Raw genomic sequence first — 14,706 nt, 5'->3', positions numbered from 1 at the left:
TAGCGAGCACCCCAGCCGCCTGATCCCCCCCCATCACTGAGATCCGGGCATTCGGCCACATCCACAAAAACCGCGGCGAAAAAGCCCGTCCACACATCCCATAATTACCCGCTCCAAAACTACCGCCAATAATCACCGTCAGCTTCGGCACAGCAGTCGTCGCCACAGCGGTGACCATCTTCGCCCCATTGCGCGCAATACCTTCATTCTCATACTTACGCCCCACCATAAAACCGGTGATGTTCTGCAAAAACACCAGCGGAATTTTGCGTTGCGAACACAGCTCAATGAAGTGCGTCCCTTTTAACGCCGCTTCCGAAAACAGAATCCCGTTATTGGCAATAATCCCGACCGGCATCCCATAGATATGTGCAAACCCGCAAATGAGCGTGGTCCCATAACGGGCCTTGAATTCATCAAATTCGCTACCATCCACCACGCGCGCGATGACCTCACGTACGTCAAAGGGTTTACGCGTATCGAGCGGGATGACGCCATACAATTCGTGCGCCGGATAGGCCGGTTCGCGCACGGGACGCAACACCGGGCCTTCGGGTTTTTTGCGATTCAGATTCGAGACGATGGTGCGGGCCAACGCCAACGCGTGCAGATCGTTTTGCGCCAGATGATCGGCTACGCCCGACATGCGGGTGTGGACATCGCCGCCGCCTAAATCCTCGGCACTGACGACTTCGCCGGTGGCGGCTTTGACCAACGGCGGCCCGGCTAAAAAGATGGTGCCCTGATTTTTGACGATGATGGATTCGTCGCTCATGGCGGGGACGTAAGCACCGCCAGCGGTACAGGAGCCCATGACGACGGCGATTTGCGGGATGCCTTTGGACGACAAATGGGCCTGGTTATAAAAGATGCGACCGAAGTGATCGCGGTCGGGGAAAACATCATCCTGATTCGGCAAATTTGCGCCGCCGCTATCGACCAGATAGATGCAGGGCAAGTTATTTTGGGCGGCGATTTCTTGTGCGCGTAAATGTTTTTTGACGGTGAGCGGATAGTAGGTGCCGCCTTTGACGGTGGCGTCGTTGCAGACGATCACGCATTCTTGCCCTGCGACGCGACCGATACCGGTGATGACGCCTGCTGCGGGGGCGGCGTCGCTGCCGTCTTTGTCTTTGTAGACGTGATAGGCGGCCAGTTGCGAGAACTCCATAAACGGCGTGCCGGGGTCGAGCAACATTTGCACGCGATCACGCGGCAACAATTTGCCGCGTGCGACGTGTTTTTTACGTGCGGCATCACCGCCGCCGTCGGCAATCTGCGCGACCTTTTGACGTAAATCATCGACTAACAAATTGAGCGCGCTGGCGTTTTGCTGGAAATCTTCGCTACGGGGATTGAGTTTGCTTTCGAGTTTTGGCATAGCTACATCCTTTGTTTTTTAAGCGGTCTTTACATCACTAATGTTGAGCTCTTCTTGCATCGCTTCACGGATTTTGAATTTTTGTATTTTTCCGGTAACGGTCATCGGAAACGCATCCACAAAACGGATGTAACGCGGAATTTTGTAATAGGCGATTTGGTCGCGACAAAAGGTCCGTATCCCTTCGTCATCCACGCTCTGACCGGGTCGCAAGATAATCCACGCGCAGAGTTCTTCGCCATATTTGAGGTCCGGAATACCGACGACTTGCACGTCTTGCACAGCGGGATGGCGATACAAAAATTCTTCAATTTCACGGGGATAAATATTTTCGCCGCCACGGATGACCATGTCTTTCATGCGACCAACGATGTTGACGTAACCTTCGCTGTCCATCGTCGCCAGGTCGCCGGTATGCATCCAACCGTCGGCGTCGATGGCTTCTTGCGTCTTGGGCAGATCGTCCCAGTAACCTTGCATGACGGAGTAACCACGGGTGCAGAGTTCACCGGTTGCGCCAATGGGGACAATCTGGCCGGATTCGGGATCGACCATTTTGACTTCCAGATGCGGATGGACCAGACCGACTGTTGAGACGCGTTTGATGAGCGGGGTATCGGTCTGGCTTTGGCAACTGACCGGACTGGTCTCGGTCATGCCGTAGGCAATCGTGATTTGTTCGAGGTGCATGTCGCGCACGACGCGCTTCATGATCTCGGTCGGGCAAGGCGATCCGGCCATGATGCCAGTGCGTAGAGTGGTGAGATCGAACTCGGCAAAACGCGGATGATCAAGCTCGGCGATGAACATCGTCGGCACGCCGTGCAAGCCGGTGCAGCGCTCGTTTTGGACCGCTTGTAATACCGATAGCGCATCAAACCCATCGTTCGGATAGACGATAGTTGCGCCGTGCGTTAAGCAGGCCAGATTACCTAGGACCATGCCGAAACAGTGGTACAGCGGGACAGGAATACAGAGCCGGTCAAGCGCTGTCAGACGCATTGCTTCGCCGATGAAAAAACCGTTATTGAGAATATTACGGTGCGTCAGCGTTGCGCCCTTGGGGAAGCCGGTGGTGCCGCTGGTGAACTGGATATTGATGGCATCGGTGGCGTGCAGTGTGGCGCTGATTGCGTCTATCCGGGCATCTTCACTGTCGCCGCTGGCGATCAAATCGGCGAACCGCAACATGCCGGGAAACACCTCTGTTCCAAGATGAATCACTGTCTTTAAAGTAGGGATGCGTACCGCATTTAATGCGCCGGGAATGCTTGCCGCCAACTCTGGAGCCAGCGTATGCAACATCTCCAGATAGTCGCTGGTTTTAAAATTGGTCATGGTGACCAAGGCTTTGCAGCCGACTTTGTTGAGCGCGTATTCCAACTCGCTCACGCGATAGGCGGGATTGATATTGACCAGAATAATGCCGACCCGCGCGGTTGCCAGTTGCATCAACAACCATTCGGTATTGTTGTGCGACCAGATACCGACCCGGTCGCCGCACGCAATGCCGATGTTCAGCAAGGCGCTTGCCACTTGGCGGGAGGCGGTTTGCAATTGCCGATAGGTCATGCGGACGTTTTGATGGCAGGCGACCAGCGCTTCGTTGTCGGGAACTTGCTCCACCATTGCGTCGAAAAATACGGCGATGGTTTGCTCGATGAGCGGCGTATCCTGACTGCCGACAGCCATACTTGTGGATTGCATAGTCATTGCTGCATTTTCTGGTAAATCGTTGTGCGTTTGCATGCTGTTTTGTCTCCTGTCGGTGCAACTTTTTTAGCAGCCTTGGTATTGTTATGGTCTGCCAAACCGTATCGTCTTTATTTTTTTTCCGGAGAAATGCCATCCACATAAAACCAACGCAGACTGCCCTCTGTCGACTCTCTGACGAACTGACTTAATTCATGCAAACGTTGGGCGCGACCAGCGATTTTGTAGCGAGCGACAAATTCCACCGTTGCCGTATTGCCCGATGTCTGATGCTGGCGTACATCCAGACCCAGCCATTTCATGCCGTCGTCATTGGCGGTGATATCGAGCGCCGCAGGCCGCTTGCTGTGATGCCAGGTTGCGCGTAAATACGCATCGTCGCGCAATGTGAAAGCGGTATAGCGCGAACGCATTAATTCCTGCGCCGTTTGCGGTATCGCAGCACTGTCAATGAAGCGACCGCAGCAGCTTGAGAACTGGCCGCCGCCGCAGGGACAGAGTGTTGCCTTGATCGTACTTTTCATTTTCTTTAAATTTTGCCGAATTTCAGCATGGCTTCGACTTGTTCAAAACGGTCAAATCCCCAAAACGATTCGCCATCCACGATCACGAAGGGCGAGCCGAATACGCCACGCGCCATCGCTAAATCGATTTCGGCTTTCAACTGATTCTTGATCGATAAACTGTTAATGCCTTCGGCCATGCCATCGGTATCGATCCCGTTTTTGCGCGCGATATCGAGGATATTCAATGGCTCGGCAATATTGATGCCGTCGACGAACATCGCCTGATATACCAGCTTGGCAAACTTGATCGACTGGTCTGCACCGTGCTTGCTTTGCACCCACAACATGGCTCTTGCGGCGACTTGCGTCGGCAGCGGAAACGCCGGTGGTTTGTTGTAGGGAATGCCGTGATAACGCGCTGTGCGTTCAAAATCGTGTAACGAATATTTTCCCTTCATCGGCAGCTCTGTGAGCGGGGCCGAGCCGGTGGTCTTGAAGACTGCGCCGAGCAAAATCGGATGCCACTCGACATCACGCCCGTACTTGCCGGCCAGCTCGTCGATACGGGCGGCGGCAAAATAGCCGTAGGGGGAAGAAAAATCAAAATAGAAATCGATTGCTGCGCTCATCTATATCCTTTTTGTTCACTCTCAATAGAGTGTGTTGACATATAAAGTGTGTGAAACACTACTAAGTCCGTTCGGACTGAGTAGGCACAAAGTGCCGTATCGAAGATGCACCGACGCATGCAAATACTTCGATACGCCCTAGCGGGCTACTCAGTACGAACGGAGCTTTTAAATTCAATGTCAATAGACCCTAAGTCTTGCTTTGGCTACGCCGTCACCGACGTAGCCAAAAACCTGCTTACAACAATTCAAGCGCCAACGCAGTACCTTCACCACCGCCGATACACAACGATGCCACGCCACGCTTGCCGCCGGTGGCTTTGAGTGCACCCAAAAGGGTCACGATAATGCGTGCGCCGGATGCGCCTATCGGATGGCCCAAAGCGCATGCGCCGCCGTGGACGTTGACTTTGTCGTGCGCGATGTTGTGTTCTTTCATGGCCGCCATGGGGACCACGGCAAAGGCTTCGTTGATTTCAAACAGATCGACGTCAGCGCTGGTCCAGCCGATTTTTTTGTAGAGCTTTTCAATCGCGCCGACCGGGGCTGTAGTGAACCATTCAGGTTCTTGCGAATGGCTGGCGTGACCGACGATACGGGCGATGGGGGTACAGCCGAGTTTTTTGGCGGTGGACTCCAGCATCAATACCAGGGCGGCTGCGCCGTCGTTGATGGAGGACGACGAGGCGGCGGTGATCGTGCCGTCTTTTTTGAAGGCTGCGCGCAGGCTGGGGATTTTTTCGACTTTGGCTTTGGCTGGGCCTTCATCTTTATCGATGATGACTTCACCGGCACGGCTGGTCACTGTCACTGGCGCGATTTCCCATTTGAACAGGCCATCGGCTTGAGCGGCTTGTGCGCGCTTAACCGAGCTGATCGCAAAGTTGTCTTGCTCTTCGCGCGTGAAATGGTATTTGGCTGCGCAATCTTCACCGAAAGTACCCATTGAACGGCCACCGCCGGTTTCGCCTTTTGAGTAGGCGTCTTCCAGACCGTCCAACATCATGTGATCCAAAATCGTGCCGTGGCCGATGCGATATCCGCCGCGTCCTTTTGGAATCAGATACGGTGCGTTGGTCATCGATTCCATACCGCCGGCGACGACAACCTGAACCGTGCCCGCCAACAGCGCGTCGTGCGCAAACATGGTTGCTTGCATGGCGGAGCCGCATACTTTAGAGATGGTCGAGGCGTTGGTCGATATTGGCAAACCGGCCTTGATCGTGGCTTGGCGTGCCGGGGCTTGTCCCTGGCCTGCTTGCAGTACGTTACCGAACATGACGCTGTCGACTTGCTCTGGCTTCAAGCCTGCGCGCTCGACTGCGGCCTTGATGGCAACGGAGCCCAGATCGCTGGCGGTAAGGGAAGTAAAGTCACCTTGAAATGCGCCCATTGGGGTGCGTGCTGCACCGACGATAACGATGGCGTCTTTTGTATTTTCACTCATGTTGCTTCTCCAGTGTAGACGGCTTTGCCGTCCGATTGATCAGATAGTGATGGAAGTGTGTGTTGTCTGACCTTGCCCAACATCTTGCGGCGCTATGGTGATAGCGGCCGTCAATTTTGGGGCGTTTCTAAAACGACATTCTTGCGGATAAGGAAAAACGTCGTCGAAATGACCTTCCAGTATGTGCTGTTTGCGTTGCTGCCAATACTGTTGGGTCAATAAATCTGCATGGTGTTTCAAAAAGTATTTTCTGACGTTGGGGTTGCCTAACAGAAAGACCCCGAACTGCTCTGGAAATACGTCATTTTTTGCAACCGAATACCAAGGTTCGGCAGACATTTCCTCTTCTTCATTGCGCGGTAAGGGGATGGTGCGGAAGTTGCAATCGGTGATGTATTCAATCTCATCATAGTCATAAAAGACGACACGATTATGACGCGTGACACCGAAGTTTTTGTACAGCATGTCGCCGGGGAAAATGTTGGCGGCGACCAACTCTTTAATGGCGTTGCCGTACTCGACAATACCGTGCTCCAGCGCGGCGTGATCGTCCTTGGCCTGGGCCGTGCTGAGATAAATATTGAGGGGAACCATGCGGCGTTCAATATACAGATGCTTGATGACGATTTCGTCGCCGTCTTCTTCGACCACCGAGGGTGCAACGAGCTTGAGTTCGGCCAGTAATTCATCGGCAAAACGTGCACGCGGGAAGGCAACGCTGGAGTATTCGAGCGTATCGGCCATGCGGCCTACGCGGTCGTGGTTTTTGACGAGTAAATATTTTTCTTTGACGATGGCGTTGGTGGTTTCTTTGGGTGCCGGGAAGTAATCTTTGATGACTTTGAACACATACGGAAACGAGGGCAGCGCAAACACCACCATGACCAAGCCGCGGATACCGGGGGCGATTTCAAAATGGTCGGAAGAGTGCCGTAAATGGCGCAAAAAATCGCGATAAAACAGGGCTTTCCCGGCTTTTTGCAAACCCAATATCGTATAGATTTCGCTACGCGGTTTTTCTGGCATGAGCGAGCGTAAAAACTGCACGTAAGCCGATGGGACTTCCATCTCGACCATGAAATAGGCGCGGGTAAATGAAAACAAAATCGCCAGCACTTTGCGCTCAAACAGCACGGCGTCGAGTATCAAGTCGCCGTTGCGGTTGTGCAGGATCGGAATCACAAACGGATATTCATTGCTGCCGTTGATGATCTTGCCGACCATGTAGGCGCCTTTGTTGCGGTAAAACAGCGTCGATAACACTTGAATCTGATGGTTCGGTTCTAGCGAGCCGGTGCTAAAAAACTGCTGAATGCGCTGCTCAGCGAGCGTCACATCGCGGTCCAGATCGGCGAACGGGCGTTGCAACTGAAAATTGGTGATGATGCGTTTGAGGGTGGCGTTCATGCCGTCGAGCAGGGGGTAATACACCCGATACGTGGGCAGCGTTTCATCGGTGTCGATATATTCGGTAGAGACTGCCGGGCGCACAAAGATGAAATCGTTATGAAAATAAGCCCGATGCAACATTTTGCAGCAAACCGAATTAAAGAACGTCTCCGCCAGTTCGGGTTGCTTGTGGTTGGTCAGTAAACCGATGTAATGCAATTTGACCTCGCGCCAGACGGCGTCGGTGAGGTCTGCGTCTTCATATTCGTCTTCCAGCATCCGCACGCATTCGCTCACACGCGTGTCATAAAAAGCGATCCGTTCGCGCGCCTCGACTTGTGCGCCTTTCCAGTCGCTGCATTCGAAATGACGTTTAGCGGCGTGGCTGACCTCGCGAAACAAACGGTAATGTTTATCGAATCCATCAAGGATCGTGCGCGCAGTGTCGAAGGCGATTTGCGACGAGAGGAGCTTGGGGAATGCTGGGGGGATGGTCTTCATCATAATGAAAATGCCTGTTTCCAACCGGCAAGTGCTTCCAGCGTCGCACCGATACCGCCGCAGACCACTATCAATGGCTGCTTGAATGGCGCTAATACTGGTAACGCTTGATAAGCCACCGCCAATGCCGCGCCGCATGCTGGCTCGACGATGGTGCGCATGTCATTGGCAAACGACAGGCAGGCAGCAACCGCTTGCGCATCGCTGACGGTGACGCTGTGAACTGGATGCTTGCGGGTCCAGTTCAATGCGGCTTCGGCCACACGCGTGGCACCTAGCGAAGTGGCAATCGAAGTCACCGCTGGCAGTGAGATCAACTCGCCAGCTTGCACCGCTGCTTGCAAGGATGCCGCGCCTTCAGTTTCGACTGCAATCAGCGGCACGTCTTGCATGCCGTTGCGATGCATACCCTGGAGTACACCGGACATCAGACCGCCGCCGCCGACCGAACAAATAACGACGTCAAATGCGATGTTGCGGGCTTTTGCCTGCGCTGCGGCTTCGTCGATCAGCGTGGCGTTGCCGTCCCAGATATCGGGGTGATTGAAGGGCGGAATATAGACTGCGCCAGCTTGTTCGCACAGTTGCAGCGCATAGTGATTCGCCCCATCCCAGACGCTGCCATGCACGATAACCTCTGCGCCTATGTTGCGGATGCGCTCAATCACTTCGGCGCTGGTTGTCAGCGGCACAACGACGGTGGTTTGGACGCCTAAAGCCGCACCGGCAAAGGCGGCGGCGAACCCGGCATTACCGCCGGAGGGACAAACTAGTCGCGTTGCGCCATTGACAACCGCACGCTGACACAGCAGGCCGATCCCGCGCAACTTGAAGGAACCGGAGGGCTGGGTGTTTTCCATCTTTAGCCAGACCTGTTTACCTAGGGCAACGGAGAGCTGCGGATGTGCTAATAAAGCGGTGTGGATGTGTAATGAGGTCATGACTGAATGGGGAATACGGGTTTAATTGGACTGATGGCGTGACTACAACGCCGCTTATTCGTTGCCCATTCATTGATTTGGTGCGGCTTGTGGCCGGTCCAAAATGCATCCCCCTTGTTGAGAGGGATGCTGCCCGACGCGATCTGCCGTCAAGCCGTTTCAGAAAACAATTCGCGGCCAATCAGCATACGACGGATCTCGCTGGTTCCCGCACCGATTTCATACAATTTTGCATCGCGCCACAACCGACCGACCGAGTACTCATTGATATAGCCGTTGCCGCCCAGCGCCTGAATCGCTTCGCCCGCCATCCATGTGGCTTTTTCAGCCGAATACAGAATCGCGCCAGCGGCATCTTTACGCAGCGCACGCACTGCTGCCGGGCTGTCGGCGCGGTCGCAGGCCTGACCGACTGCGTAGACATAGGCTTTGCAGGCCATCATGGTCGAATACATATCGGCCAGCTTACCCTGCATTAATTGAAATTCACCAATCGCCTGACCGAACTGTTTGCGTTCATGCACGTAGGGGACAACAACGTCCAGACAGGCTTGCATGATGCCGAGCGGGCCGCCGGACAACACGGTGCGCTCAAAATCGAGACCGGACATCAGAACATTGACGCCCTTACCGACGCCGCCGAGGACGTTTTCAAGCGGGATTTCGCAATCCTGAAACACCAACTCACCGGTGTGCGATCCGCGCATGCCGAGTTTGTCGAGTTTTTGGGCGACGCTAAACCCTTTGTACGTCTTCTCGACCAGAAACGCGGTCATGCCACGCGAACCGGCGGCCAGATCGGTCTTGGCGTAGACCACCATGACATCAGCGTCAGGGCCGTTGGTAATCCACATTTTGGTGCCATTGAGCACATAGCGGTCGCCTTTTAAATCGGCGCGCAGCTTCATGCTGACGACGTCAGAACCGGCGTTAGGCTCGGACATAGCGAGCGCACCGATGTGGTCGCCGGAAATCAGTTTCGGCAAGTATTTGGCTTTTTGCTCGGGCGTGCCATTGCGGCTGATCTGGTTGACGCACAAATTAGAATGCGCGCCGTAGGACAGGCCGACCGAGGCCGAGGCGCGGGAAATCTCTTCGAGCGCGATGATGTGGGCCAGATAGCCCATGCCGATACCGCCGTAGGCTTCGTCGGCAGTGATCCCGAGCAGGCCGAGATCACCCATTTTTTTCCATAAATCCATTGGAAATTGATCGGTACGGTCAATCTCGGCTGCACGCGGGGCAATTTCGGCGGCGGCGAATTGGGCGATCGTTTCACGTAAGGCGGCGATATCTTCACCGTGAGCAAAATTCAGACCGGGTAAGTGCAGCATGTTTGTCTCCTCTGGGTGGCGTGGGATCAGCCCGTCGCCTGTGGGTTAGTGATTTATATGGCATTTTTGGGGTAGCTAATGGCTTTAGCTGGGACGACTTATTTTTGACTAAACTGATCGGCTTTCAGCAATTTAGTACATTCAACTTCTTGCTCGAGCACCTCTGCCAGCGTCACATCGATATCCTCACGCTGCTGTTCGAGCAATGAACGATGGCGCGCCAATACCACCAGAAAATGCTCCAGTTGCGCAGCAGAATCTTTCGGCGAATCGTACATATCGACCAGACTTTTGATTTCCAGCAAGGTCAATCCCAGCCGCTTTCCGCGCAAGGTCAGCTTTAAACGGGTACGCTCACGCGCTGCATAGACGCGATTGCGCCCGCCAGCGCCATCACGACCAGGGCTAAGCAAGCCTTGATCCTCATAGAACCGGATAGCCCGTGGCGTAATCTCAAATTCACGTGCAAGTTCGGTGATGGTGTAGGTTGGCATAGGTGGATATGGGAGCAATACGGTGGATGACTAAAAGCTGGATGAAAAAATACCGGGATAGTGCTCAGGCAATTGAATTTTCATGAATGCGCCAAGTTATCCGCAGTTGACGTTAACGTCAACCGAATTTTGTGGGAGGGTAGAAATATTCTCTTGGGACGTGCTGGGAATTGCTTCTTAGATGCTATAAAAATAACGTCTGTGATATGGACGTGTTTGGACGTGTTTGGACGTCCAAACACTATTGAACTTCAATAAAATCAATAGCTTAAAAAAGTATGGTGAGACATATGGACGAGGGAATGGATTCGAACGTCCATTTTGAATGAGTTGCTTCGCCATCTGAGTGGCCAAGTCAGTTCGATGGAAAAAGTTGCATGAAGGGAATTATTCTAAATTATTGAATATGAATAATTATGCGATATCAATCATTAGCAATAAAAACAGGACAGAACTCGAACGATGCCTAATTCGTGATGAGTCCAGACTAAGCTTCTTTGTTTTATATACCCATATGGATATAAGTAATGCATGAAATCGCAACGCCAAAGCCAGACATGGACTTAATCCAACTACGATTGAAAGCAGCAGAAGCCCATGCCAAAGGAGAACGGAATGATTGAAATTGAAGAAAGCTGCGGCAATGTCTATGCCAACCTGGGTATGCGTGACGCAGAAGAAATGCTGGTAAAAGCGCAATTGGCAACAAAAATTGGTGAGATCATCAAAAGTCGTCGTTGGACTCAGCAAGAGGCCGCCGAAGTGCTGGGCTTAACGCAACCTAAATTATCAAACATGTTGCGCGGCCAATTTCGTGGAATCAGCGAATCGAAGATGTTGGATTGTTTAGTGCGTCTTGGCCGTGATGTACAAATAGTTGTCAGCTCCGGTAGCCAAAGGAAATCCGCTGGTCATATTGCAGTTGTTTTTACAGCCTGATAGCTCCAAACCGCCTTCTGTTCAAGCTTGCCGAGAAACATGATAAATCAGCGCCTCCAACATATTTTGCCTAAGCCGGCAGCGGCTTCGTAAGCAGAAAGTGACCTGTTCGAGTCAGATAGTCGGTACCAATTCATACCGAAAATGATGGGGGAACGTTGATGTTTTACCACAACCCGACACACAGAATACGTTAATATATTAACATCTAAATATCCTAAAACTGGATCGCTCCACTCGGCACAAACCACCCGGAGCCCATGATGAATAATCGCTTCCGCCCCATTAAGTTTGTCATTCTGATGGCAATCCTGCTGTCAGTGGTGGCGGTGATCTATTGCACTGCCGACGAAGTGCGTACCTCGCGCTTGCAAGCCCGCTATCTTGCACGGCTCGGGCATGATCTGACTTTTGTGGTCGCGCCCGGGCCCAGCCCTTCGATCCATTATTCCGATGCCGGACCTTACGATTTACGGATGGGTTATGCGCAATTGCCCGCCTATCTGAAGCGGCTCATTGCGGCAAACTACAGCGTGAGCGCACAAGCAAGGCTGTCGCCACGGATGCGCGAGATGGTCGCGCACGGTTTGTACTTGCCTTACCCGGAAAAAGATCAGGCCGGCCTGAGCGTGTTCGATTGCAATGGCTTGCCGATGTATGCAACGCGCTATCCCGAACGGGTCTATCCCGGCTTTGCGGCAGTGCCATCGTTGCTGGCCAATTCGCTTTTGTATATCGAGAATCACAATCTGCTCGACCCTACTCAGCCGCGCCGTAATCCTGCCGTCGAATGGGGGCGCTTTGCCTTGGCGGGATGGGATCACACTTTACATTTAGTCAATCTCGGCACTGAGTCGCCCGGTGGCAGCACGCTGGCGACGCAGATCGAAAAATACCGGCATGCGCCGGACGGGCGCACCGCCTCGCCGATGGATAAGTTGCGCCAGATGGCGTCGGCGTCGGTGCGTGCTTATCTGAATGGTGAAGACACGACGATAGCGCGGCAAAAGTTGGTGGTGGATTACATCAATACCGTGCCGCTGGCTGCGCGGGCTGGTTTTGGCGAAATCAACGGTATCGGAGACGGCCTGTGGGCCTGGTATGGCCGGGATTTTGCGCAGGTCAATACGCTGCTGGCAGACAATTCACCCGCCCCGCCAGAACAGCGTGCGCTGGCTTATAAAGAGGCGCTGAGCCTGTTTATTGCGCAGCGTAGCCCGTCGTATTATCTGGCCCGGATCACGGAGTTGGAAGCGCTCACCAATGCCTATCTGCGTCGGATGGTGAAGGCTGGGGTGATCTCGGCGGAACTGGGCAACGCGGCGCTGGCGCAATCGCTGGTCTGGCAAAAGGAACACGTTCAAGCGCCGCCACCGCCGCCGGTCGAGCGTAAAGGCATCAATGCTGTGCGTGGCAATCTGGCGTCTCTGCTAGGCATGCCGAAAATGTATGCATTGGATCGTCTGGACCTGACGGTCGATAGTGCGCTGGACTCCCAACTGCAACAGGAAGTGACGACGGTGTTGCGCAAACTGCGCGATCCGGCCTATGCCAAGGCTGCCGGGCTGATCGATTTTCAGTTGCTTGAGCATGGCGACCCCAGTGGCGTGACCTACGCGTTGACGCTCTTTGAGCGGTTGCCGGACGGTAACCGGGTGCGGGTGCAAGCGGACAACTTTGATGAGCCGCTCGATATCAATAAGGGCATCAAGCTCGATCTTGGCTCTACCGCCAAGCTGCGCACGCTGGTGACTTATCTGGAAATCGTCGCTGATTTGCACCGTCAATATGCGGCCCTCGACCCGGCTGCGCTAAAAAATATTCCTGTGGCGGCGCAAGATCCGATCCGGCGCTGGGCGCTGGACTATCTGGAAAGCGCGCCCGATCATAGCCTCACGCCGATGCTGGAAGCGGCCCTGCAACGCCAGTATTCCGGTAATCCGGGCGAATGGTTCTTTACCGGGGGCGGCATGCAGAGTTTTGCCAACTTCGAAAAATCGGAAGATTCTCGCTTCTTTACGGTGCAAGAAGGATTGCGCTATTCGGTCAATCTGGTCTTCGTGCGGCTGATGCGCGATATGGTGCATTTTTATATGTACCAGACGCCGGGGTCGAGCGCGCAGCTATTGGAAGACAGCGATTTGCCGCAGCGCAAGGAGTATTTACAGCGCTTTGCCGACCGTGAGGGCCGGGTCTTTATTGGGCTGTTTTATCGTAAATATCATGGCAAAAGTGCGTCGGGTGCAGAAGAGGCGCTTATTGAGGGGATACATCCGACGCCGAAGCGCCTTGCGGTGATTTTTCGCAGTATCGCTCCTGAGGCCAATGAGGCGCAATTTGCCCAATTCATGCAAACCTGGCTGCCCGCCGCCGATCTGAGCCCGGAGGCGTTGGGAAAATTGTACGAGGCGTATTCGCCGCAACGCTTCAATCTGCCGGACCGTGGCTATCTGGCGGGTGTGCATCCGCTGGAGTTATGGACGCTGAACTATCTGCGCGGACATCCTGAGGCCACGCTCACGCAAACCTTCGAGGCAAGTACAGGCCAGCGGCAAGAGGTCTATCAATGGTTGTTCAAGACCCGGCATAAGAACGCGCAGGACAAACGCATCAAACAGTTGCTGGAAGTCGAAGGCTTTCAGGAAATCCACAAGGCCTGGAAACGGGTGGGCTATCCCTTCGATGCGCTGGTGCCTTCCTACGGCACCGCCATCGGTGCCTCGGCCGATCGCCCGGATGCGCTGGCAGAGCTGATGGGGATTATCGCCAACGACGGCGTGCGCTTGCCGACGGTACGCATTGAACGTCTGCATTTTGCGGCGGCCACGCCTTATGACACAGCACTCACTCGGGCCGCACAAAGCGGCGAACGGATATTGCCGCCGGAAATTCCGAAGCTGATACGGCCGTTGCTGGCTGAAGTAGTGCAGCTAGGCACAGCCAAACGGTTAGCAGGCGTCTTCACGTTGCCAGATGGCACGCCGATGGCGGTGGGCGGCAAGACCGGCACGGGTGACAATCGTTTTAAGACCTTCGCCAAGGGCGGCGGCATGATTTCGGAAAGGGTGGTCAGCCGCTCCGGGGCTTTCGTGTTCTATCTCGGGGATCGCTATTTCGGCACCGTCGTAGCGTATGTTGCGGGACCCAAGGCGGCGGAATACAAATTCACCAGCGCCCTGACGGTGCAGGTGCTCAAAGTGCTGGCTCCCACACTGATGCCTCGGCTTAACCAGAGCATGACGGGGCGGCAAGCCTCGGAATGCGTGCGGCCGCAAACAGCGGTGGCGACCGCCTCGTAGGTTTGCTGAGGCGGTTTTGCGTCAGTCCTCCGGATCTGACTATCGTTCCGATTGGAAATATGTTGTAGGTTAATCAGAGTCTGGGGCCTACACTCAGCCAGGTAATTTCTTGCAACCAAGCAAAAGGGGAATA

At 54.2% G+C, this 14,706-nt stretch carries 11 protein-coding genes; 2 read left to right on the top strand and 9 right to left on the bottom strand.

The genetic code is table 11. The features are described 5' to 3' along the window. The 9 genes from ACVBEF_RS08490 to ACVBEF_RS08450 all read right to left on the bottom strand — a co-directional run. Nucleotides 1–1,381, bottom strand: a 1,381-nt coding sequence (locus tag ACVBEF_RS08490) for a carboxyl transferase domain-containing protein (protein ID WP_447123504.1), incomplete at its 3' end; no start/stop codon positions are given. An 18-nt stretch (nucleotides 1,382–1,399) separates the two neighbouring features. Continuing rightward, on the bottom strand, nucleotides 1,400–3,130 hold the full coding sequence (locus ACVBEF_RS08485) for an AMP-binding protein (RefSeq protein ID WP_447123503.1): 1,731 nt from the start codon (nucleotides 3,128–3,130) through the stop codon (nucleotides 1,400–1,402). A 74-nt stretch (nucleotides 3,131–3,204) separates the two neighbouring features. After that, nucleotides 3,205–3,618 (bottom strand): YchJ family protein, encoded by a 414-nt coding sequence (locus tag ACVBEF_RS08480; protein ID WP_447123502.1) that lies wholly within the window; start codon nucleotides 3,616–3,618, stop codon nucleotides 3,205–3,207. Between the two features lie 5 nt (nucleotides 3,619–3,623). Beyond that, nucleotides 3,624–4,229 carry a DsbA family protein gene (locus tag ACVBEF_RS08475; protein WP_447123501.1) on the bottom strand — a complete coding sequence of 202 codons (606 nt, stop codon included), beginning with the start codon at nucleotides 4,227–4,229 and terminating at the stop codon, nucleotides 3,624–3,626. A 238-nt stretch (nucleotides 4,230–4,467) separates the two neighbouring features. Next, nucleotides 4,468–5,676 (bottom strand): acetyl-CoA C-acetyltransferase, encoded by a 1,209-nt coding sequence (locus ACVBEF_RS08470; RefSeq protein WP_447123500.1) that lies wholly within the window; start codon nucleotides 5,674–5,676, stop codon nucleotides 4,468–4,470. Nucleotides 5,677–5,715: 39 nt separating this feature from the next. Further along, nucleotides 5,716–7,569 (bottom strand): bifunctional isocitrate dehydrogenase kinase/phosphatase, encoded by a 1,854-nt coding sequence (gene aceK, locus ACVBEF_RS08465; RefSeq protein WP_447123499.1) that lies wholly within the window; start codon nucleotides 7,567–7,569, stop codon nucleotides 5,716–5,718. Next, a complete protein-coding gene (locus ACVBEF_RS08460) occupies nucleotides 7,566–8,507 on the bottom strand; it encodes a pyridoxal-phosphate dependent enzyme (protein ID WP_447123498.1) in 942 nt (313 codons plus the stop codon). Before ACVBEF_RS08460 ends, aceK begins: the two co-directional genes overlap by 4 nt. 149 nt (nucleotides 8,508–8,656) lie before the next feature. Continuing rightward, on the bottom strand, nucleotides 8,657–9,841 hold the full coding sequence (locus tag ACVBEF_RS08455) for an isovaleryl-CoA dehydrogenase (protein ID WP_447123497.1): 1,185 nt from the start codon (nucleotides 9,839–9,841) through the stop codon (nucleotides 8,657–8,659). 98 nt (nucleotides 9,842–9,939) lie between these two features. Next, nucleotides 9,940–10,335 carry a MerR family transcriptional regulator gene (locus tag ACVBEF_RS08450; protein ID WP_447123509.1) on the bottom strand — a complete coding sequence of 132 codons (396 nt, stop codon included), beginning with the start codon at nucleotides 10,333–10,335 and terminating at the stop codon, nucleotides 9,940–9,942. 615 nt (nucleotides 10,336–10,950) lie between these two features. Between ACVBEF_RS08450 and ACVBEF_RS08445 the strand changes: the two genes are divergently transcribed. Together ACVBEF_RS08445 and ACVBEF_RS08440 are read left to right on the top strand one after the other, a co-directional pair. After that, nucleotides 10,951–11,274 carry a helix-turn-helix domain-containing protein gene (locus ACVBEF_RS08445; RefSeq protein ID WP_447123496.1) on the top strand — a complete coding sequence of 108 codons (324 nt, stop codon included), beginning with the start codon at nucleotides 10,951–10,953 and terminating at the stop codon, nucleotides 11,272–11,274. 263 nt (nucleotides 11,275–11,537) lie between these two features. Next, the gene (locus ACVBEF_RS08440; protein ID WP_447123495.1) at nucleotides 11,538–14,573 is read left to right on the top strand and encodes a transglycosylase domain-containing protein; all 3,036 of its coding nucleotides are present in this window, start codon (nucleotides 11,538–11,540) and stop codon (nucleotides 14,571–14,573) included. The last annotated feature ends 133 nt before the right edge of the window (nucleotides 14,574–14,706 follow it).

The organism is Glaciimonas sp. GG7, assembly GCF_052976905.1.
This window is presented reverse-complemented; position numbering and strand designations above follow the sequence as displayed.